Source organism: Algoriphagus aquaeductus (assembly GCF_003253485.1).
GTDB classification, from domain to species: Bacteria; Bacteroidota; Bacteroidia; order Cytophagales; family Cyclobacteriaceae; genus Algoriphagus; species Algoriphagus aquaeductus.
In genome coordinates, this window is sequence record NZ_QKTX01000019.1 from 32,301 (window position 1) to 52,736 (window position 20,436).

At 45.6% G+C, this 20,436-nt stretch carries 16 protein-coding genes; 9 read left to right on the forward strand and 7 right to left on the reverse strand.

Annotated elements, in window-relative coordinates:
* Window positions 1–7: 7 nt before the first annotated feature.
* The 7 genes from CLV31_RS19270 to CLV31_RS19300 form a co-directional block, all read right to left on the reverse strand.
* On the reverse strand, window positions 8–523 hold the full coding sequence (locus CLV31_RS19270) for a YceI family protein (protein WP_111394719.1): 516 nt from the start codon (window positions 521–523) through the stop codon (window positions 8–10).
* 10 nt (window positions 524–533) lie between these two features.
* Window positions 534–2,090, reverse strand: a complete 1,557-nt coding sequence (locus CLV31_RS19275) for a hypothetical protein (protein ID WP_111394720.1) — start codon at window positions 2,088–2,090, stop codon at window positions 534–536.
* A gap of 123 nt (window positions 2,091–2,213) precedes the next feature.
* Window positions 2,214–2,903, reverse strand: a complete 690-nt coding sequence (locus CLV31_RS19280; protein ID WP_111394721.1) for a hypothetical protein — start codon at window positions 2,901–2,903, stop codon at window positions 2,214–2,216.
* Between the two features lie 282 nt (window positions 2,904–3,185).
* On the reverse strand, window positions 3,186–4,016 hold the full coding sequence (locus tag CLV31_RS19285) for a helix-turn-helix domain-containing protein (RefSeq protein WP_111394722.1): 831 nt from the start codon (window positions 4,014–4,016) through the stop codon (window positions 3,186–3,188).
* 169 nt (window positions 4,017–4,185) lie between these two features.
* Window positions 4,186–5,616 carry an AAA family ATPase gene (locus CLV31_RS19290; protein ID WP_111394723.1) on the reverse strand — a complete coding sequence of 477 codons (1,431 nt, stop codon included), beginning with the start codon at window positions 5,614–5,616 and terminating at the stop codon, window positions 4,186–4,188.
* Window positions 5,617–5,861: 245 nt separating this feature from the next.
* Window positions 5,862–7,598 (reverse strand): M14 family metallopeptidase, encoded by a 1,737-nt coding sequence (locus CLV31_RS19295; RefSeq protein ID WP_181452671.1) that lies wholly within the window; start codon window positions 7,596–7,598, stop codon window positions 5,862–5,864.
* 12 nt (window positions 7,599–7,610) lie between these two features.
* On the reverse strand, window positions 7,611–9,197 hold the full coding sequence (locus CLV31_RS19300) for a M14 family metallopeptidase (protein ID WP_111394725.1): 1,587 nt from the start codon (window positions 9,195–9,197) through the stop codon (window positions 7,611–7,613).
* 209 nt (window positions 9,198–9,406) lie between these two features.
* Here CLV31_RS19300 and CLV31_RS19305 point away from each other — a divergent pair, with 209 nt between their 5' ends.
* The 9 genes from CLV31_RS19305 to CLV31_RS19345 all read left to right on the forward strand — a co-directional run bounded on the left by CLV31_RS19305 (window position 9,407) and on the right by CLV31_RS19345 (window position 20,391).
* Window positions 9,407–10,234, forward strand: coding sequence for a universal stress protein (locus CLV31_RS19305; protein WP_111394726.1), 828 nt, complete (start codon window positions 9,407–9,409; stop codon window positions 10,232–10,234).
* 3 nt (window positions 10,235–10,237) lie between these two features.
* Entirely contained in the window at window positions 10,238–11,476 is a 1,239-nt protein-coding gene (locus tag CLV31_RS19310) for a cation:proton antiporter (RefSeq protein WP_111394727.1), read from the forward strand.
* A gap of 133 nt (window positions 11,477–11,609) precedes the next feature.
* On the forward strand, window positions 11,610–12,641 hold the full coding sequence (gene hemH, locus CLV31_RS19315; RefSeq protein WP_111394728.1) for a ferrochelatase: 1,032 nt from the start codon (window positions 11,610–11,612) through the stop codon (window positions 12,639–12,641).
* 174 nt (window positions 12,642–12,815) lie between these two features.
* The gene (locus CLV31_RS19320; protein ID WP_111394729.1) at window positions 12,816–13,979 is read left to right on the forward strand and encodes a CynX/NimT family MFS transporter; all 1,164 of its coding nucleotides are present in this window, start codon (window positions 12,816–12,818) and stop codon (window positions 13,977–13,979) included.
* Between the two features lie 60 nt (window positions 13,980–14,039).
* Complete coding sequence (locus CLV31_RS19325; RefSeq protein WP_111394730.1) at window positions 14,040–14,642, forward strand: DUF2179 domain-containing protein; 603 nt, start codon at window positions 14,040–14,042, stop codon at window positions 14,640–14,642.
* 56 nt (window positions 14,643–14,698) lie between these two features.
* The gene (locus CLV31_RS19330) at window positions 14,699–15,349 is read left to right on the forward strand and encodes a tRNA1(Val) (adenine(37)-N6)-methyltransferase (RefSeq protein ID WP_245943450.1); all 651 of its coding nucleotides are present in this window, start codon (window positions 14,699–14,701) and stop codon (window positions 15,347–15,349) included.
* Between the two features lie 103 nt (window positions 15,350–15,452).
* Window positions 15,453–16,913, forward strand: a complete 1,461-nt coding sequence (locus tag CLV31_RS19335) for an IPT/TIG domain-containing protein (RefSeq protein ID WP_111394732.1) — start codon at window positions 15,453–15,455, stop codon at window positions 16,911–16,913.
* 10 nt (window positions 16,914–16,923) lie between these two features.
* Window positions 16,924–19,326, forward strand: coding sequence for a TonB-dependent receptor (locus CLV31_RS19340; protein WP_111394760.1), 2,403 nt, complete (start codon window positions 16,924–16,926; stop codon window positions 19,324–19,326).
* Between the two features lie 3 nt (window positions 19,327–19,329).
* The gene (locus CLV31_RS19345; protein ID WP_111394733.1) at window positions 19,330–20,391 is read left to right on the forward strand and encodes a DUF4249 domain-containing protein; all 1,062 of its coding nucleotides are present in this window, start codon (window positions 19,330–19,332) and stop codon (window positions 20,389–20,391) included.
* Window positions 20,392–20,436: the final 45 nt, after the last annotated feature.

The window sequence follows — 20,436 nt, forward strand, 5'->3', positions numbered from 1 at the left end:
AAAAAAGTCACTCTTTCCTTAATTTTATTTCCACCACCACCTCATCTCCCAGTACCAGACTTTTCTCCCCAATTCCGAAATCCAGGCGATTGATCGAGAATTTGGCTTCAAACTCATACCCTTTGCCTTTTGGAATTGCTGAAAATGAAATGGTCTTATCCTGGCGGAAATCCTTAATCTGGATTTCAAAAACTCCCTCATATTGATTTTTTCCCAAGCTTCGGATCCGCTTGGAGTGCATCTGTACCTCCGGATAGGAAGCGGATTGGAAATATTGCCTTCCCTGAAGGTGCTTGTCTCTAAGACCGATTCCGGTGTTGATGCTGGAGGGAAGGACTTTGCCTCTGAGGTAGGAATTGGATAGATCTTTAGGATTGAACTGGACATCAAAGGAAGACTCAGAGAAATGGCCCTCAACGGTAATCCCGGCATTTTTGATCTGGAAACGGACTGGAAAGGCAGATTGAAATCCGGCTGGAACGGACAGAAAAAAACTGAACAGAGCGACAAAAAGTAGTCTCATATACTGAAAGTCAAAGTGTTTTTAAATAGGCGATCAGTGCTTCCTTGTCTTCTTTTCCCAAATCCATCCCAAATTCATGTCCTTTCACCGCTCTTGTTTTAACCGTATGCGGCTTGAATCCGGTCGGCACATAATCCCCTCTAAGTCTCGCAGGATCAAATAAGTCCTCCAGTTTGGCCAAAGAAGCATCATGTAAAAACGGCCCCCGATACCATAATCCAAGCAAAGAAGGGATTTTGTAATATCCAGTCCCTCTTCTGGTATTCAAGGTATAACCGGGATCGGTCCCTACAGAAATGTCGAAGATGTCATACTTGCCGTAATGCTCCTCCGGGATCTCAAATCCATCCGCCGGGGTAAGCTGATTGTTGGTGAAAAGTGGCGGGGTATGGCAGGTCACACAACCTTGCTGGGCGAAGATAATTTTTCCTTTTTCGCTCAAGGTGGATAGTTTATTGGGGTTTTCTGGGGGAGTCAAGGAGTAGACATATTTGGCAATCGCCAGTAATTGCTCATCAGAATGACGGTCATAGGTTCCGGGAAAGATAATGGGCTGCCCGCTGTAAAGTCTTTCTTTGGTCAAGCCCAAAGGATTGTAATCCCCGTAAAAATTCAGAAAATCCAGCGCCTGATTCATTGCAATATAGCGCATCATGTCTTCGATATTCCGATGCTGCCCCAAGCCTCCATGATCCAGGTATTTTCTATCCTTCACCCCGATCAGATTGGGGGCTTGAGGAGGATAAAGGATACTGGTTCCCTGCCGACCAAAAGCACCCTCCGGCACAGCCCGATATGCTGCTACCAGAGAATCCTTCCCACTTGCGATCAATTTTCCATGGGGATCCCCTGCCACAAATGGACTGGAAAATAAGAATCCGGTCACATTTTGAATGGCTTTTTCAGAAGCCCCATCCTTTTCAAGTGCATAGGCAAAAGCCTTATCCCCGGGCCAGTTTCCCTGAGCTCCCTTAAGCAAAGAGCCATCTTCCATCACTCGGGTATGACACATGCCACAAGAGAGATTGCCAAGGTAAACTTTTCCCTTTCCTGCCACTACCCATTTGGCAAAAGGCATTACTCCCTCAGAGGTAAGGGGCATTTGGGTATCTCTGTAAAAATCCCTGTCGCGGACATGTTCAGTCCCAATCACTGCCCCCAAGGTGTCGATGGGATAGTCAAAAAGCAATTCACCCGCACGGATCCAGTCTTCTTCAGTTTTTAGATTTTTGGGATCAAATACGATTTCAGCCTCTTGCTCGTGAAGCCACTCCCAGTATCCATCCGGCTCGTAGTCGGGATGGTAAACCGGATAGGTCTTGAAAATGACTCTCTCAGGAAGGCTATAGTAAAACTCCTCAGAAACAGGTTGAGCCGAAAATTCAGGATTGGAATTGGGAAGTTCCCAATTTTTCATGGCCAAATCTGTCCAGATTCTTGGAATTTCCTGAATGAATTGCACACTGAAATTCCCCCATTTCCCTTTTCCAACCCCAAACGCTAAAAGGGGAAGAATTGCCAAAATCCAAGTCCAAAGAGGCAATTGTACAAGCTTATTTTTTCCCATTTCAATTTGGTTAAATCCTCTTTGAATTATTTAAACTATTGAAATTCATTGATTTCGCAAAACATCTTCTGCTCAATTTTGAAATTAGAAGATTAGGAAAATCGAAACCCGAATCTGATTTATTCACCAAATCCTCAACCGCACATCATGGGTAGATTTGGTAATGGATTTTACTTTGTATTCAAAGCGCTGATTAGTGGCTGAAATAACTCCTTCCGACTCGATGACCAAAAGATGATCTTCTGCAGTCCTGGGTTTGTTATATTCTTCATATCTGGAGGCTACTCCTTTTTTGGGATTGAGGGCTTCCAACTCATTCAGGGTAAGCTTCCCGTCTGCCATCGCATTTAGCAAAGGTGCCCTTTCCAAAAACCAAACTGGCATTTCTGTTCCAATCCCGTAAGCGATGAGGGGAAAAGTTCCCTCAGGTGCATTGGGTTCTATCAATCCCTTTCCAGAAAGGGTCAATGGGCAAAAAAATGCATTGGGTACGTGAAACAAATCCAGCAGATTAAATTCAGGATCGATACATCCCGGCTGCCTCATCATGGGAATAATGACCAAGCCATCGGCTTCCATAAACAACCTATCCGCTCCCATCTCGGCTATTCTGGCATAAAATGGAGGTCCGGGATTATCTTCCGGAAAGGCAAGTTCGACAAATCCCGGGTCAGCTTTCAACTTTTGATACTCCAATCTTGCTTTTTCAAGATCTGAGACGTCAAGCATGCCATCCCCATTGGAACAGGCAAGGACCAAAAAACAAAGACCAAACAATACGTTCAGCAGCAGGTAATTTTTTGTGCGTTTCATCTGTTTATAATTTGATTTTTAATGGCCAGATGGAATGCCCCGGATAATCATTCCCCTGTGTGAGAAGCATTTTCTCATGGGCATTTCAAGACTTTTTGAATAAGGTTTAGACTGATTACCTCACAAACCTAAAGTCAGCGCTAAAAATTGGATAGTAAGAAAACGACAAGTTGAATGAAGGTGTCTAATTTCAGAACCAAAGGCACGACTTAGCGCAATAAAAAATCGCTTACTCCTTTCTCGTGGCATTTTTTCTAGCCTCTTGCCTCAAAAATCCGGATTCTAAAAAGTAAGGGAAGCTTGAAACCTCAGCGGTTTCCTTAGCAACTCCTCCTCCATCATCGTGGGAGTAATTCCTGCAAATTCCTTGAAATCTTTGATAAAATGCATCTGATCATAATACCCGGAATGATAGGCAATCTCCGTCCAGTTCGGCTTTTGGGACCGTTCAAAAAGTCGATAAGCATGAGAAAAGCGGATTAATCGGGAATAAACCTTGGGTGAGAACCCCACCCTTTCTCTACACTTGCGCTCAAACTGCCTAATGCTCAAACAAGAATAATCCGCTGCCTGTCCAATGGATAAATTCCCTTGAAAGCGAAGCATCTCGGTTAGCGCTCTGTCTATGGGCAACTGCTCTTTTACCTTTGTTAATCTGCCTAAAAGGTAATTTTCAATGCACACATGGATTTTGCCCAAATCATTTATTTCCGAGCAACGATCCACCAACTCGTTGATGTCGTTTCCGATCAATTCAAAGGCATCAAATCCATCGTCAAAAATCTCCTCCATCGGGATACCAATCAATCGGTACAATCCTCCTGGCATAAACCCTATGATCGCCACCCGGTGATCATTTTCTACAGCCAACTCCATCCTGGTAATCTGAGGCCCCACTACCACTGCCCTAGGCCTCACTTGATAATCCAGGTCCGTAATTTTTTTGGCTTTAAATTTTTCTTTGATGTATAAAAAAATACAATGCTGTGGAGTGGGTGGATATTGGCCGACAAGTGGTGGAGCATTGGACTCCATCACATTATCGACCAAAATAATATTCTGGACGAAGCTCGATAACAGGGGATGGGGATCAAAAATCTGAAGTTTAATCATATCGAAAAAACATAAAGCTAAAGGTCTTTCAAGCTAGCAAAAGCCGAAATAATTTCCTCTCAAAATAGCATTAAATCTCTCAAAATCAATCCCCTATTAAATCAGCTCAAAAGTTGGGACGGCAAATTTACGTTCCCTAAAGGTCTTGGACCTGTTGAAATTTTCTGGATCAGTCAATCTTTTCAAATAATGCGTCCATCATCACCTCGCTCTGAACGAGCAGGTCGCTGTAGGCATTCCGGTGCAGTCCATAGGTGCTTATAAAGGTGAAATGCACGGCTTTTTTGGTTTTGGACACGTCCTTGAATACAGAGATTTTGGATCTCAATTGATCGGCATAGTCTTTAGAGATGCTAAAGCTGTCCAGGTGAAATTTGCATTCACAGATCGTAATCACATGATCTCTTCGGTCGATCAGCAGGTCAATCTGGGCTCCTTTGTCACCCGTAGTGCCACGCCAAGCAGCATGCTCGGCCTGAATCCCGCTGATTCCAAGTGCCTTTTTGATCTGCACTACATGATCAAGACAAACCTGCTCAAAGGTAAATTTCTCCCAAGCGCGATGAGCAGGCTGATCGATGAGTTGCATCCAATCGCTGCTTAGAGGCTTTTGCAAAAACCGAAAATAAAAGGCCGTGAAATAGTCGGAGAGCCGATAGACCGTGTTCTTTTGATTTCGGTCTAAGGATGGGTAGGAGGTGATAAAACCGCTTTCCTCCAAGTCAACCAAAACCTTCGTCAGCGTACCACCGGATTGCAATCCGGAGACGTGAATGATTTCATTCCGGGACATGCCGTAGGTTTTGGTGGAAAGGACTTCCACCACTTTTTCATAGACGTCATGTCGTTTAAAAAGGGCCCGATAGAGATTGTGAAATTCATATCGGAGAAGACCGCTTTTTTCAAAAAACAGCTCCTGAATAGTTTGAGCAGCACTTTTTCCCGGTTCCACGGCATCCAGGTAGTAGGGAATTCCCCCCAAACACATATAAAGTTGAATGAGCTGATAACGATCCAACTGACAGCCTTTGGCGAGGAGCAACTCTTCCGTTTCGCCGAGGGTAAAGGGTTCGATTTTTAGCTGAGCCGTGACTCGATTGTGCAGACCTCCGGTGCTGTTGATTACTTCAGTCAGCATCCAAGAAGCTGCCGATCCACAGACAATCAGCAAGACGTCTTTGCGATGGGTGGCCCAAGTGTTCCAAAAGTGCTCCAAACCCATCATAAAGTCCGATCCATGGGTGTGCATCCACGGCAATTCATCTATGAAAATGACTAGTTTCCCATCCTTCTTCTTGGATTCCAAATGCTCCCGCAGTCGCTGAAAGGCAATCAGCCAGTTGGCAGAAGGAGTGTCAAAAACCAAAGGGGATTGCCGGCTTAGCTCGGTATCAAAATTAAAAAGCTGCTGATCTGTCGTCGCATTGGCCATGCCGGTGATGGAGAAGTCAAACTGATACTGGAAATACTCTTTGATCAAAAAGGTCTTTCCCACCCGTCTTCGACCATAGACAGCCACAAACTCAGACTTTTTGCTTTTCAGAAATTTCTGGAATCGCTCCTTGGCTTTCCTCCGCCCGACCAGATCAGAATCATTCATAACCTATTTATTTTCAGCCAAAACCGAATCAAAAATATCATTTCTGGCTGGAAAGTGAAATATTTACAGCCAAAAATGTCATTTAAATATAAATTCTGGCTGTGAAAAATATTTATAACAGCCAGAAATGCCTATAAAAACTGGGTTTTGGCTGGAAAATTTTCTTTCCACACATCCTGAAAACCAAAAAAAATCCCGTCAACAAAGCTGACGGGACCTATTTAATACATTATAAATCAATCCATTTACTTCTTCCAGCTGGCTTTTCCACCTTTGGCAGAATCCACGGTGATACTATAGTTGGAAGCTGAAGAGACGATCCAACGGACTTTCACCGCTCCCATACCCGGGATATTTTCCACAGCCATCTTTTCAGGTGAGGATTTTTGTTCTTTGAATTTCTTCATGTCCTCATCTTCAACCACAAATCCCGCGACCACTTTTGCACCCGAGATCGTCACATAGTCCGGACGCTCGATTTTGTACTTCAGGTCTTGGCTGGCGTGAGTTGGCATCATGCGCTCATTGAAGATAGTGGCCGTGATGGCTTTCAAACCTCCACCCAGATCTTCTTCTTTCACATCCATCACAGAAAGCTTTGGGGTGTGATAGGCGTGGTAAATCGTAAAGGCGGCATTACGGTGTGCATCTTGCTCCAAAAGGAATCCCGGATGAGCCCGGCCAAAGGTCTTTTTAAATCCACCGATCTCCACGGTGCCAAATTGCGGATGCTTATACTCTTTGAAATCCACAAAAGCGTCTCCGAAAGTCAGCAATTGATCTACCTTCAACTGCTCATCCTGGCTGCCTCGACCCGCATTTTGGTGAAAATAAAGGTAAGAAACCATCAGTTCGTTAGAGTAGGTGAATATTCCCCGATTGCCATAAAACCAATCTAATTCTCCACCAAAAACGGAATAAAGATCTTTGTAAACGGTAAGATAGCGGTAGCCGGGGATCATTTCCTCACCCTTTTTGCCAATGGCATCGTAGATTCGGATATCATCTCTATTATAAGTGTTTACATCTTCCTCAGCTCCAGGGCCCCTTAAAATCATCCCTCCGGAATTGTGGAAACTTTGCGCACCAGCGATATTCGGGTGTTTCATCACAAATTCCATTACAGCACGATTTTCAGGAAGGGTAAATGGATATTTCAAAGCGCCTCGCTGAATGTAATCCGGCTGCCAGTTCCATCCCCAATCCCGGTTTGGGTCGTAATAGCCAATTCCATCCTCGTTGACAAATCCATCCCCATCATTATCCATGCCCTCTTGTCCCAGCATTTCATACTCACCGACTTGATCGGGACCTACTTGAATTAATTTTCTGGAATCCAGCGGATCCTTGATAAATCTTCCGGTAGGTGATTTTCGAATCATCATGGTAATATGCCCATCGCCGTCCAGGTCGTTCATCATGTCTTCACCAGCCTGTCCATCACCATCATTGTCGAGTACCAGCATACCTGAGCGTGGTGTATTGGCATTATTGGGTTCCTTGAAGAAATTATTTCTCGCGTCAGGATTGATTGTCGGCGTGATGTAAAAGGTCTTGTCCCTCAGCAATTGCTTGACAAATTCATTGTCGGCATACATCTCAGTCAGATACCAAGCTGCGTAAAGTGAAAATTCACCACCTTGAATCTCATTTGAATGGATATTACCATCGATCCACATGGCAGGTTTGTCTGTGTCTTTTCCGGTTGAAAAATCCGTGATGGTCAGGGTTAGAATATCTCGCCCTTCTACAGATTTTCCAATCGATTCCACTTTAGCCAGATTTGGATGGGCCGCTGCTATTTTTTTCATCCAGTCCCAAAGTCCCTCAGCGCTGTAGTAGCGATTCCAGGCGATTTCTACTTTGGGTTTATGTGGAGTTCCAATGGCACGGAAGTAGTTTTCCTGCTGCGCTGTGACTTCCATAGAACCCAGACTCAATGCTCCCAAAGCCAGGGCCGCAAGTATATTTTTGGTATTCATCATCTTCATGGCTTAGAGTTTTACAGTTTGGGTAGCAAATCCGGTATGTGAAGCGCCGGCTTTGATCGTCACATTGCCGGTTCCTCTGATGATCCAGCTAAAGGTGGCTTTTTCGTAAGCCCCCATCGAATCTACCAGCTTAACTTTGTCACCCGAAATCAATTTGTCAGGTGTGGCATCGATGTCGATCCGTACTTTTCTCAGCCAACGGGACCTTGCCCCCATTTCAGAATGGGTTGGCAGGGGAGAATTATTGTACAGGTCCAACGTGATACGGGTCAGTCCATTTCCCAAGGATTCAGTTTTTAGGTTGTGAAATTCCAACTTGGGCTGCATAGCCGCCAACTTGAGGATAAAGTCGGTGTGCTGCTGAGCGATTTCTCCTACTTTTTCAAAAGGTGGATTCACCATCACAAAGGGTTTGATACCACCCACTTCGACCTTTTGGTTCGGGAAATCAGGATGTTTTACTTCGGTCCAAGGGACAAAAGAATTCCATCCCAAGGAATCTGCCCAAGCTAGGTAATTAGCTTCTGCATTGGTTTTTCCCTTAAACTCGGGCGTCCAATATCCCGGAGTCGAGAAGCTTAACCGTGCAAAATGGAAATAGGCCCACTGGAAGAAGTCCCCGTCTGTGCCCTGATTGCTTTGTTGAAAAGCTTTTTGGCTGACAGTCTTGTTGTACATCTCCGACACCATGGCATTGATGGCTTGGTCTTTTTCCAAAATAGAAGTCACCACGCGCTTTCGCGCATCAGGAGCATTGTATTTCAGCGGAGAGCTTAGGTTATTTGCCGGCGAAAAGGTCACAAAGGCGAAGATGTTCCATTGCTCAAAGAGGTAATCCAACATCGCCCGTGTTTCCAGTTGAGATACCGCAATATCCCCAGCCAATGGTTCGAAAACCGGGAACTTGTAGGTTAGATTTCTGTTGAACGCAATGCCTTCTTTAAGATCTTCTGCAAAATTGCCGTCTTTGTCATCATCCTTGGATTCTTTGAATACTCGGTATTTACCTGCCTCACCTTTGGATCGATCCGCTTTGACCAAGACTCTTTCGTCTTCTTTGGAAATCATCCAGTCACCCATCGGATCTTCTACTCGCATCCAGGTGATCAGCCCATCTCCGTTGAGGTCAGTGTAGCCATTGTCATTTGGAGTTCCATCCCGGTCATGATCTGCGGCCACCGCATTTCCCCTTCGCTCATACTTCAATGCCGCATGATACTGCTCATAGGCATCGGGAGACATGTTGGGAAAAATATAGAAAGTGGTGGACTCTAAAGCTTTGGAATTCTCAGCCACTAGCTTTTCGGCAAACTGAAGGGCCAGTTCCACACTGAGAACATGAAAGCCTTCCACACCACCCACCACTGCTATGGCTGGCTTTTGATCCTTGTTTCCGGTACCGATTTTTAAGACTTGGATGTCTTTTCCGCCCTCGGTTTTGGTAAGGGTTTTCAAATCCACGGAGGCATTGCTGCCGAGCTTCTGGAGTCGCTGGGTGACCTGACTGAGTGTAGGGTAGTCGGTTTGGGCATTAGCACTGCCGCAAATCAGACTTCCCAGCAACAGTCCGGTGAGTAAGAATTTTCTCATAGGAAACTTGTTTTCGGGTTATTTCTGAAGAATTGAATGAAAAATCCATGGGAAGTTTATAAAAAAATGGGCGAAACTACAGCGCTACTTTTCAAGACAATGGAAATCAAACTCAGGCGGAAAAGGCTTGGGATAAATGGCTGACGTTTTTGTTTAAATTGGTCATTTGCCGAAAAATCTCTTATTTCAGAAAACTAAGCAGGTTTAGTATGTATCAAAAAGTAGCGTTAGCCATAGCATTTTCCCCCAGAATGGAAGCCTTAATTGCTGAAGCAAGAAGGCTGATTGGAATCTTTCAGGGGGAACTCATTCTGATCCATGTTGGAATAAAAACCGATGAACTGGAATCCAAACTGGATGAAATACTACACCGGCATTGTTCTGATTTAAAACAAATTAAGACTCTCTGGAAAGAAGGGAAACCTGCCAAAACGATCCTCAAAACCTGCGAGGAAGAAGGCGTGGACCTCCTGGTTTTAGGGGCCTTAAAAAAAGAAGGCCTGCTCACTTATTACTTGGGTTCTGTTGCGAGAAAAGTAATCCGCAAATCACCCTGCTCAGTACTGACTCTGATCGACCCGAAAATTGAAACCACTCGATTTTCCAAGGTAGTCATCAACGGAACACAGCTTGAAGTTACCCCCAAAGTCATCGCAAAGGGTTTGAAATTCTGTCAGGCAGAAGGCGCTTCACAAGTGCATATCCTGAATGAAATCAAACTATATGGATTGCAGATGGCTACTGCCGGTGAGGGTTCGGAAGATGAAGTGGCTCTGACCCGAAGAAAACTCGTTCAGGACGAAATCAAATATGTACAGGAAATTTTGGACGGACTGGACCAATCCGGCTTAAAAATCAACATCAAAGTCACTGCCGGAAAATGGGCTGTAGAACTGGTCCGCTATTGCGATTCGATCAATGCCGACCTGCTGATCATGGGTGACGAAAAAGGATACAGCTTTATTGATAGAATTTTCCCACACGATCTTGAGGAAATCCTCACCGAACTCCCCTGTAACCTTTTAATTGTGAAGTAAGGTATGGAGAGTTTAGCGCACAAGGACGTCATCAATCTGCTTTTACAGCTCGCCAGTATGCTGCTGATGGCCAGGGTATTTGCAGAAATCGCCCAAAAATTCAAACAGCCGGCGGTCGTGGGGGAAATTATTGCCGGGATCATTTTGGGCCCGACTATTTTAGGAATCATCGGTCCGGACTTTTTTGAATTTTTGTTTAGAAGTAATCCTTCAGCCAATCTTGCTTTGGATGGTATCGTCCAAATGGCCGTCATCCTCTTGCTATTCATTGCAGGACTTGAGGTGGAGCTTCATTTGGTCTGGTCTCAGGGCAAATCAGCTGTCAGTATCAGTTTGCTTGGGTTAGTGATCCCGTTTATTCTGGGATTTATTTTTCCCTATTTCTTTCCAACCTTCTTTGGCCTGGCCGAAGGTAGTCAGATGCTCTTCTCCCTCTTTATGGGTACAGCCATGTCCATTACCGCGCTGCCGGTGGTGGTGAGAATCCTCATGGACATGAATCTTTTCAAAACGAAAATGGGCATGGTAATCGTAGCCGGAGCAATGGTCAACGATATTATCGGCTGGCTAATCTTCTCTGTCATCCTTTCTTTCATGGGACAAAGCAGCAATCTATCGCTGATCAATACCATCGGGATTACGCTATTATTCACCGTTTTCATGCTTACCCTTGGCAAAGGGCTTCTCAACAAAGTGCTACCCTGGACCAACAAAAAATTGGCCTGGCCTGGTGGGGTGCTCTCTCTTTCCATGGCATTCTGCTTTATGCTTGCCGCCTTTACCGAATGGCTGGGAATCCACGCGATTTTTGGCGCATTTCTATTTGGGGTAGCCTTAGGAGATTCCGATCACCTTTCCGAAAAGGCCAAGGAAATCATCCATCAATTCATCAACAACATCTTTGCCCCGCTCTTTTTTGTTTCCATTGGACTAAAGATCAACTTCTTTACCAACTTCGACATTGGGTTGGTATTGGCTGTTATTGTCATTTCTTTTGCGGGTAAAATCATTGGGAGCGGCTACGGTGCACTCAGGTCGGGTTATGCCAAAATGGATGCCCTGGCAGTAGGATTCGGCATGAATGCCCGAGGGGCCATGGAGATCATTTTAGGTCTGATTGCTTTGGAAAACGGCTTGATTAATGAAAAGCTTTTTGTCGCTTTGGTAGTCATGGCATTAGTCACCTCGATGACCTCCGGACCGCTGATGAAGTGGGCGCTGAAAAAGAAGGCCGCTTCGTAACCCAAAAATCCCGATCAGCCCGGGATTTTTATTTTGGGAAAATCGCTGAACTATTCCTCTTAGAAAACTTCAATCAAAGAAATCGAACAAAGGGGCTATTTTTGGGCTTTCCAAAGGAAATTGAAATCAGTCCATGGCTAAAAATAAAGCAAAAATCGGTGTCCTTCTCGTCAATTTGGGCACACCCGACAGCACCAAGACAGGAGACGTTCGCAAGTATTTGAGAGAATTCCTGATGGACGGACGGGTCATTGACTTCCCTTTTATCCCCAGGTGGATGCTGGTCAACTTGATTATTGCACCTTTTCGAGCTCCAAAATCGGCAGGAGAATACCGGAAGCTCTGGACAGATCGCGGGTCCCCGTTACTTTTCCATACCGAAGATCTCAGAGACAAACTGATCAAAAAGCTCGATCCGGAAAAATACCTCGTGGCCATGGCCATGCGCTATCAAAACCCGAGCATCGAGAAAGGCTTGGAAGAATTGATGAAAGCGAAGGTCAAAAAGATAATTGTGCTTCCGCTTTTCCCACAATACGCCTCAGCCACCAATGGCTCGGTCATGGATCGGGTGATGGAAATCGCCCGCACCTGGCAGATCATCCCCGAGATCACTTTTATCAGCAATTACGTAGATCATCCGCTTTTCCTTGAAGCTTGGGCCGAACTCGGACGCGAAGCCATGCAAAAGCACGAATACGACCGCTACCTGTTTTCTTACCACGGATTACCCGAAAGACAAATCCGGAAAGGCAGTGTCGAAGGCTATTGTCAACTGGGTGCCTGCTGTAACAAATATGGTCTGAAAAATCAGTTTTGTTACCGTGCGCAATGCTTTCAGACTACCCGATTGGTGGCAGAAAAACTAGGTTTACCCGAAGATAAAGTTGTCACCTGCTTCCAATCCCGACTCGGAAAAGACCCTTGGATCAAGCCCTACACCGAAGATATGATCAAGGATTTGGCTAAAGAAGGCGTTAAAAAAGTATTGGTCTTCTCTCCGGCCTTTGTCGCAGACTGTCTGGAAACAACCGTAGAAGTAGGCGAGGAATACAAGGAGCAATTCGAAGAGCTCGGTGGCGAGCATTGGGACTTGGTACCAAGCTTAAACTCCAACGACACTTGGGTGGATTGCGTGAAGGATTTGGTCGAGTCAAGGGCTTGATAGAGCCTTCTCTTCCATATTCCCTAATTGATATTTATAAGTACGATATACGAATGAGGATTGACGACGTCTAGTTTGATTTCAATGGTTCCTACCAATCGTTATAGCCTTAAGAAGTAGAATTGAGGTTTAGAAAAATGTCGTAAATCGTAATTCAAAATTCGTCCATCTTTCATGTCCAAATCCTCCAACAAAGCCCTACTAATCCTCGGAATCATCCTGATCTCGATCAATTTGAGGACGTCGATTGCTTCGGTTGGGCCCTTGATTCCGTTTATCCGGGAGGACTTGGGGATTTCCAATGGGCTGGCGGGTTTTCTGACTACTCTGAGTTTGATCACCTTTGCGATTTTTTCCCTTTTCGCTCCGAGTTTGGGGAAAAAATTGGGACACGGAAAAGCTATTTTCCTCGGTATTGTCCTATTGACATTGGGTGTGGTAATTCGGGTTTTGGGAGGAATTGAATTGCTTTATTTTGGGACAGCATTGACTGGTATCGGGATCGTGATTGCCAATGTGCTGATGATTCCATTTTTCAAAGCACGGATTCCTGAGCAAATTGGTCTGATGACCGCGCTTCTATCTACAGGCATGTCTCTTTTTGCTGCGATCGCCTCCGGGGTGAGCGTGCCGCTAGCCATAGATTTGGGACTAGGCTGGAGAGGCTCCTTGATTTCATGGGTTGGACTGATGATTCTCGCGCTGATCGTATGGATTCCCCAGCTAAAACCTCAGGGAAGCAGCCAGCAGCGGGAAATATTTGCTCCCAAAAATGTCTGGAAATCCCGCCTGGCTTGGCAAGTCACGCTCTTTATGGGAGCCCAATCGGTGATGTATTTTACCATGATCACTTGGCTGCCTGATATGCTGATTGCCCGCGGGATCAGTCCGGTCAATGCCGGGATTGCGCTTTCTTACATGCAGCTGATCTCCCTGATCGGGACTTTTTTTGCCCCCAATCTCCTGATGAGACTCAAGCAACAGTCCGGAGTGGTACTGATCGTGGGAATCGGATATTTGATAGGCTATGGGGCACTTTTCCTCCCCAATGAACTCATTACTTTTGGGGCACTTACCATCATTGGCATAGGTAGCGGAGCAAGTTTGAGCATCGCCTACACCCTGATTTCCATGCGGACAGCTGAAGATCTGACGACTGCAAAGCTCTCCGGGATGGTCCAGTCGGCAGGGTATGTTTTGGCGGCACTAGGACCTTTGGTTTTTGGGATTTCCCTGGATTTGTTTGACAACTGGAACTTTTTGATTTGGTTTTTGCTGGCCATGACGGTACAGTTTATCGTCTTTGGATGGCAGGCCGGTAAGGACAAAAAAATCTAATCTTTTAATCCCGGAGTTTTCTACTCACCTCTGCGAATAAAGGGGTATTTTTGCACCATCATGCAAGACCTCTTTCATTCTCTCGGCATTTCGGACAATCTCCTCAATTATGTATTGATGCCTTTGTTGATTTTTGTGGCCCGGATCGGGGACGTGTCGATCAACACCCTACGCATCATGTTTATGATGAATGGAAAAAAGAACATTGTGCCGATATTGGGCTTTTTTGAAGCTATGATCTGGCTATTGGCAATCGGACAGATTTTTCAGAATGTCAACAACCCTTTTTCTTACATCGCCTATGCGGGAGGGTTTGCCACAGGGACCTATGTAGGAATGACTCTAGATGAAAAACTTGCCTTGGGCAGAGTCTTGGTGAGGGTCATTACCCCACATCCTCTACCGGCCCTTTTGGAGTTTATGAAGGAGAAAAATTACCGATTTACCAATGTGGGAGCAGAAGGTCGCTATGGAAAAGTGAACCTTCTTTTCACGGTGATGAAGCGAGATCAGCTTCAGGAGTTTATTTCCAAAGTAAAGGAAATCGATGAAAAGGCCTTCTACACCATCGAAAGCGTGAAGCGGGTATCTGAAGAAGAACTCAACGTGATGGAAGACAAATCGAGATTCCGATCCAAGTTCTTTAGCCGGGCACGTACTTGATGGGGAACAGCTGGTTTCAATTTCAACAATTCAGAATCCATCAGGATCGCTGTGCAATGAAAATCAGCACGGATGCGGTTTTACTGGGGGCACTTGCTGACAAAAAGCTTCCTCTAGGTATTTTAGACATTGGCACAGGTACCGGTGTGATCGGATTGATGCTGGCCCAGCGTTTTTCTGAGGCATTGATTACGGGGGTTGAACTTGATCCCGAAGCAGCAAGACAAGCCGAAGAAAATTTTCAGGAAAGTCCGTTTTCTGAGAGACTTCAACTTATCGAAGGAAGCTTCCAAGCATTGGCCGAGGATATCGCTTATGATCTGATCGTAAGCAATCCACCCTATTTTCCCGATCATCTCAAATCCAAAGATTCCAAGCGGAATCAGGCGCTCCATACGGATGCCCTTTCTTTTGAAGAATTGATCAAAAAGGCGGCAAAAATACTATCGAAAGACGGTGAACTCTGGATTATCCTTCCTCCAAGACAAATGAAGGATTTAGAAAATTTAGCGGCTAATGAGGGACTTTTTTCAATCCGAAGGATCTGGGTAAAAGATAGGAAAACAAAACCCGTGATTCGTGAAATAGTCGGATTTTCGAGAAAGCCTCGAGCTCATATACCCACAGAAGTCATCTTAAAAAACGAGGACGGAACTTTTTCAGATCCCTATTCCAACCTGATATCCGGATTTCTATTGGGATTTTGAAAAGAGACGCCGATTTATCTACCGTTTTTTAGTAAATAGGCATGATGATTCTTTTCCAAGGTTTGATGATGTTTTACTTTTGAAAGCACCACTGATTGACTGCATGCGAAAACTACTAACCCTTTGTATTTTTTCCATATTCCTTTCTTTTTCTTCCTGCAATCAGGAAGATACTTCTCCCATTTTGGTATCCACAGAGGACCTCCTGTTTGTAGGAGGGGACAAGGTCCGGATATCCGGGCGATTGTTGACCAACCGGGAAGTATTGGCGACGGACCATGGATTCCTTTTTTCTACAGAACCTTCTTTCTCCGGAGCCCAAACTCTATCCCTTGGGGAGAAAAATGGACCTGGGCGATTTATTGGAGAATCAGCAGGATTCAAGATCGGCCAAACCTACTTCGCCAAGGCTTTTGCCGAGGTCAATGGACAGCGGATTGAAGGAGATGTGGTGGAATTGAAAACGCTGACTCCTTTTGTAAACAACTTTTCTCCAAGGTATGCCTCAGCAGGGAGTCAAATGGTAATTGAGGGCAGGAATTTTCCAGAGGGCACCAAGGTGTTTTTCGGTACTCAAGAAGCTCAGGTAATTCAAAATCTGTTTGAATCACGATTGACGTTACGCATACCGGCAGCATCTGGTCAGGTGGTAGTCCCGGTCAGAATTGTCATCCAAGATCAAGAAATCATCCTTCCCCAGCCTTTTGAATACCAGGCTGGAAAGTTTACCAAGATCACCGAATTTCCAGGCGGGAGCCGGATTTATGACAATACCTTCTTTTACAATTCATCCGGGTTTCATGTAGGACTGGGTAGGCTGCGGTTGGCAGATCCTTATCCTCTTTTCCAACGCTATGACCCAGCTGGCAATACCTGGGCGGAGGTGAGTTTTCCGGGAGCACCCAGAAGGTTTGCCTTTTCTTCCCCTACCTATTTGGGAGGTGGGGCCTTGGAAACTTCTCGGGACGTTTTCCAATTTGACCGGAGCTTTTGGAAGATCCAAGGCAGCACATTTGAAAGACTTCCCGACCTCCCGTTCAACACACGAGAAGCCATGGCGGTAGATTGGAAGGGAAAGCTCTACCTTTTCGGTGGTAGAGATGGGGCAGGGTCGGTGGTAAGGGAATATAATCCAACAACGGGCAACTGGACTCTCAAACGTAACGCCCCCTTTGATATGAGTGGGACCACGGCAACATTTTCCTTTGGAGACCGGGTATTTGTATTATCAAGTTCTGGGGCTATTTGGGAATATTTGCCTCAAGAAGATGAGTGGAGAAGAGATTCGACCTACCCGGGGAGTACCGGAGAAGGGTATCCTTTTGCTCAGGTGATCGGAAACAAAGCCTACATGGGATTGTATCGTAGGACACAGGAAATCTGGGAACTCAACCTGGAAACCGGGATATGGAAATCAAAAAATCAAATCATCGGGCTGCCTCAAAGTATCAACATGGGTTCCTTTGTTTTTGGAGAAGCAATCTATATTCTGAGAGCAGCCGAAGAATCAGTAAATGGCGCCCTTCCCATGGAATTATACAAATTTGAACCTGATGCGATCTAAGCCTGATGGTATGAAAAAACTACTGCTAGTAACTTTTCTGTTTTTTGGGCTCACCTCTCTTTGGGCTCAAAATAATCCTATCAAACGGGAGGTCATCGGAAGGGATGTAGGACAGCTGAAGGGTATTCGGCTTTCTGGAAGGATCATAGATGAAATCACCGGGCAGGCCATGGTCGGAGCCACGGTCAGTATTCCTGAGCTTAACCTCACCCGAATCACGGACAACAACGGCAGCTTCGAGCTGGTCCTGGACCGGGCTGAATACACACTGGAATTCCGCTATGTAGGCTATGAAACCAAAATTTACCCGATTACAGCCGTTGGTGATGGAAGATTGTCGATACGGATGATTCAGGAAGATTTTACCCTCGATGATGTCGTCATCTATGGAAGTGATCCGGAGAAAAACATCCGATCCACTAATATGGGAGCAGTCACCCTGAGCGTAAATACCATGCGGGAGTTGCCTCCTTTTTTGGGTGAAGTAGATATTGTAAGATCCCTGGCTACGCTTCCCGGAGTGAGTCAAGTCGGTGAAGCTTCCTCGGGGCTGAACGTTCGTGGTGGCGGAGTGGATCAAAACCTGATCCAGTTTGCCGGTGCTCCGATATACAATCCTTCCCATATGTTTGGGCTTTTTACTGCGTTCAATCCGGACATGGTCAATGACGTCACCCTTTACAAAGCCGTAGTGCCTGCCCGATTTGGAGGGAGAAGTTCTGCCATTCTGGATATCGCCCCCAAAGCAGGCAGCGTGGACAAGTGGGGAGGTGAGGTAATGGCCAGTAGCTATTCCGGGAAAATATCCCTCAACGGGCCTTTGATCAAAAACAAAGTTTCTGTTTTGGGAGGCTTTAGGGCCTCTTATATCAATTGGCTCCTTCAGTCCCTCACCAATCCTACACTCAATACCTCCAATGCCAATTTTTACGATGGGAATCTGATCATTAATGCCCCTTTATCCGACAGGAACGAATTTACCTACAGCTATTACACCAGCTATGATGATTTTGCTTTTGCCTCCGACACCACCATTTCCTGGAAAAACACAGCGCATTCCCTGATTTGGAAAAGCAAACTCAGCGAGAAATTGGCCATGGAGGCCAACGGTTTTTACACCCTCTACGACTATGGAATTTTTAACAGGTCAGGAATCAATGATTTTGAGATCAATTCGGATATCAAAGACTTGGGGGGGCGCCTGTTTTTCAGTTATGCCTTGGGTGAAAACAATAAAATTACGGCAGGGGCTGAGTACAAACAGCTCAATATTCAGCCAGGAGAACTGATTCCAACCGGAGTCGAAGAAGAAATCTTACCCAAAAAGGTCCAAAATGAATCAGGCAGAGAAATGGCAGCTCATTTCCAACATGAGTTTGAACTTGGTGAAAAAGTCGGATTTTCCTACGGATTGAGATACGACCTTTATCACTATTTAGGGCCCCGTGTAGTGAGATCCTACCAAGCCGGCAAACCTGTCTCGGATGGAAGCGCTATCGCAGAAACTGCCTACGGAGAAGGTGAAGTGATCCAAACCTATGATGGGTTGGCTCCGAGAGCCTCTTTTCGCTATTCATTCAATAAGGCAAGTTCAGTCAAGCTGGGATACAATAAAATGTACCAATTCATTCACCTGATCTCCAATACCGCGACCATTGCGCCTTCGGATGTATGGAAGCTAAGCGACGGATTTATCCAGCCTCAGATCGCGGATCAATTCTCACTCGGGTATTACAATAACTTCAAAGGAAACATTTTTGAAACCTCCGTGGAGGTCTACTACAAAGATCTTCAAAATGTGGTCGAATACAAAGACGGCGCGAATCTGATTCTACAGAATCACCTCGAAACGGAATTGATTCCTGCTGAAGGAAAATCCTATGGTGCTGAATTCTATGTAAAAAAGAATCTGGGAAGACTGACAGGTTGGATTTCTTATACCTATTCGAGATCCTTGCGGAGAGTCATTACACCATTTGAAGAGGAAAACATCAACGATGGCAAATGGTACGCCGCCAATTTTGACAAACCGCATGACCTAACCCTCATCGGGAATTATAAAGTCAGTACCAACACTTCTTTTTCGGCCACTTTCGCCTACAGTACAGGAAGACCAATCACCTTCCCTGAAGCCAAATTTGACTTTTCCGGAAATAACCTGGCCTATTTCAATGACCGAAACCAACAGCGGCTCCCGGATTTTCACCGATTAGACTTTGCGATCAATTTCAAACTAAACGGAACAGGAAAATTCTATGACGGGAACTGGACGTTTTCAGTTCTCAATGTGTATGGAAGAAAAAACCCATTTTCCATCTTCTTTGACGATGCTCCCGGCCAACCACCCCAAGCCCTGCGATTGGCACTCTTGGGTATTCCGCTTCCAAGTTTGAGTTATTCCATTAAGTTTTAGACCATGCTGAGACGACTGATTTATCTTTTCCTTTTGCTTCCGTTGGCATGCATCGATCCATACAAGGTCGAAGTTCCGGAAGGAGAGCAGCTACTGACGGTGGAGGGAATCATTTCCACCGGGCCTGGGCCCCATGCGATCACGCTGACCCGAAGTGCCACATATGGAAGTGTATTTGAGGGTTTGATTCGGCCGGTGTCCCTGGCCACCGTAGTCATCCGAGACAATGAGGGCAATGTGACTTTTTTGACAGAAAGCGAAAACGCCAAAGGAAGCTACTTCACGCCCGCGGGCTTTCGGGCACAAGTGGGTAAATCTTATACGCTTCAAATATTGACTGCAGAGGGAAAAGTGTTTACCTCAACACCCGAGCGCGTGGAGTCTGTTCCTCCAATTGCATCTTTGGAAGTCAGAACAGTCACCATTCCGAACAAGGGCATCGAAACTCCCCGATCCGGAGTCCAACTCATCGCCGAAATCGATGACCCAGCCGACCAGAATAACTTCTATTTCTGGAGAAATGGCCCTGCGGTTTATATTCTGGAGACACGTCCCGACTTATTTACCCCGCGACCGAGTCCTGAAAACCCCAATCGGACACCCCAACCCAAACCATGCTGTATTCAATGCTTCCGGTCTGAGGTTGGCAATAACCAAAGCCTTTTTGTCGTCAACGATGACAATTTTAACGGACTGACCGCAAGAGTTCCCGCTGCTTTTATCGAAGATGACGGATTGCGATTTGTCAACAAATTCAGGATGGATCTCAAGCAATACAGTATTTCCCAGGGTGCCTACCGATTTCTGAGACTGGTGAAGCAGCAGGCCGAAATCAGCGGATCCATCTTTGATCCTCCTCCGGCTACCATTCGGGGCAATATGATCAGTCTGGACAATCCTGATGAAGTAGTGCTTGGCTACTTCATGGCCGCCGGAGAAACTTCCAGAAGAATCTATATTGATAAAGACGACTTGACCTTTAAGCAAATCCGGGCTATCATTCCGGATGACTGTAGAGAAGTAGCGGGAGCAAGTACCAATCCCCCGGCTGACTGGAATCCTTAATTGAACAAAATCCCGCCCAAGATTCTTGGGGCGGGATCTTGTTGA

Excerpts from the sequence above, each read along its gene's own strand:
- CLV31_RS19270 (WP_111394719.1), bottom strand. The coding sequence starts at position 523 with ATGAGACTACTTTTTGTCGCTCTGTTCAGTTTTTTTCTGTCCGTTCCA.
- CLV31_RS19275 (WP_111394720.1), bottom strand. The coding sequence starts at position 2,090 with ATGGGAAAAAATAAGCTTGTACAATTGCCTCTTTGGACTTGGATTTTG.
- CLV31_RS19280 (WP_111394721.1), bottom strand. The coding sequence starts at position 2,903 with ATGAAACGCACAAAAAATTACCTGCTGCTGAACGTATTGTTTGGTCTT.
- CLV31_RS19285 (WP_111394722.1), bottom strand. The coding sequence starts at position 4,016 with ATGATTAAACTTCAGATTTTTGATCCCCATCCCCTGTTATCGAGCTTC.
- CLV31_RS19290 (WP_111394723.1), bottom strand. The coding sequence starts at position 5,616 with ATGAATGATTCTGATCTGGTCGGGCGGAGGAAAGCCAAGGAGCGATTC.
- CLV31_RS19295 (WP_181452671.1), bottom strand. The coding sequence starts at position 7,598 with ATGAATACCAAAAATATACTTGCGGCCCTGGCTTTGGGAGCATTGAGT.
- CLV31_RS19300 (WP_111394725.1), bottom strand. The coding sequence starts at position 9,197 with ATGAGAAAATTCTTACTCACCGGACTGTTGCTGGGAAGTCTGATTTGC.
- CLV31_RS19305 (WP_111394726.1), top strand. The coding sequence starts at position 9,407 with ATGTATCAAAAAGTAGCGTTAGCCATAGCATTTTCCCCCAGAATGGAA.
- CLV31_RS19310 (WP_111394727.1), top strand. The coding sequence starts at position 10,238 with ATGGAGAGTTTAGCGCACAAGGACGTCATCAATCTGCTTTTACAGCTC.
- hemH (WP_111394728.1), top strand. The coding sequence starts at position 11,610 with ATGGCTAAAAATAAAGCAAAAATCGGTGTCCTTCTCGTCAATTTGGGC.
- CLV31_RS19320 (WP_111394729.1), top strand. The coding sequence starts at position 12,816 with ATGTCCAAATCCTCCAACAAAGCCCTACTAATCCTCGGAATCATCCTG.
- CLV31_RS19325 (WP_111394730.1), top strand. The coding sequence starts at position 14,040 with ATGCAAGACCTCTTTCATTCTCTCGGCATTTCGGACAATCTCCTCAAT.
- CLV31_RS19330 (WP_245943450.1), top strand. The coding sequence starts at position 14,699 with ATGAAAATCAGCACGGATGCGGTTTTACTGGGGGCACTTGCTGACAAA.
- CLV31_RS19335 (WP_111394732.1), top strand. The coding sequence starts at position 15,453 with ATGCGAAAACTACTAACCCTTTGTATTTTTTCCATATTCCTTTCTTTT.
- CLV31_RS19340 (WP_111394760.1), top strand. The coding sequence starts at position 16,924 with ATGAAAAAACTACTGCTAGTAACTTTTCTGTTTTTTGGGCTCACCTCT.
- CLV31_RS19345 (WP_111394733.1), top strand. The coding sequence starts at position 19,330 with ATGCTGAGACGACTGATTTATCTTTTCCTTTTGCTTCCGTTGGCATGC.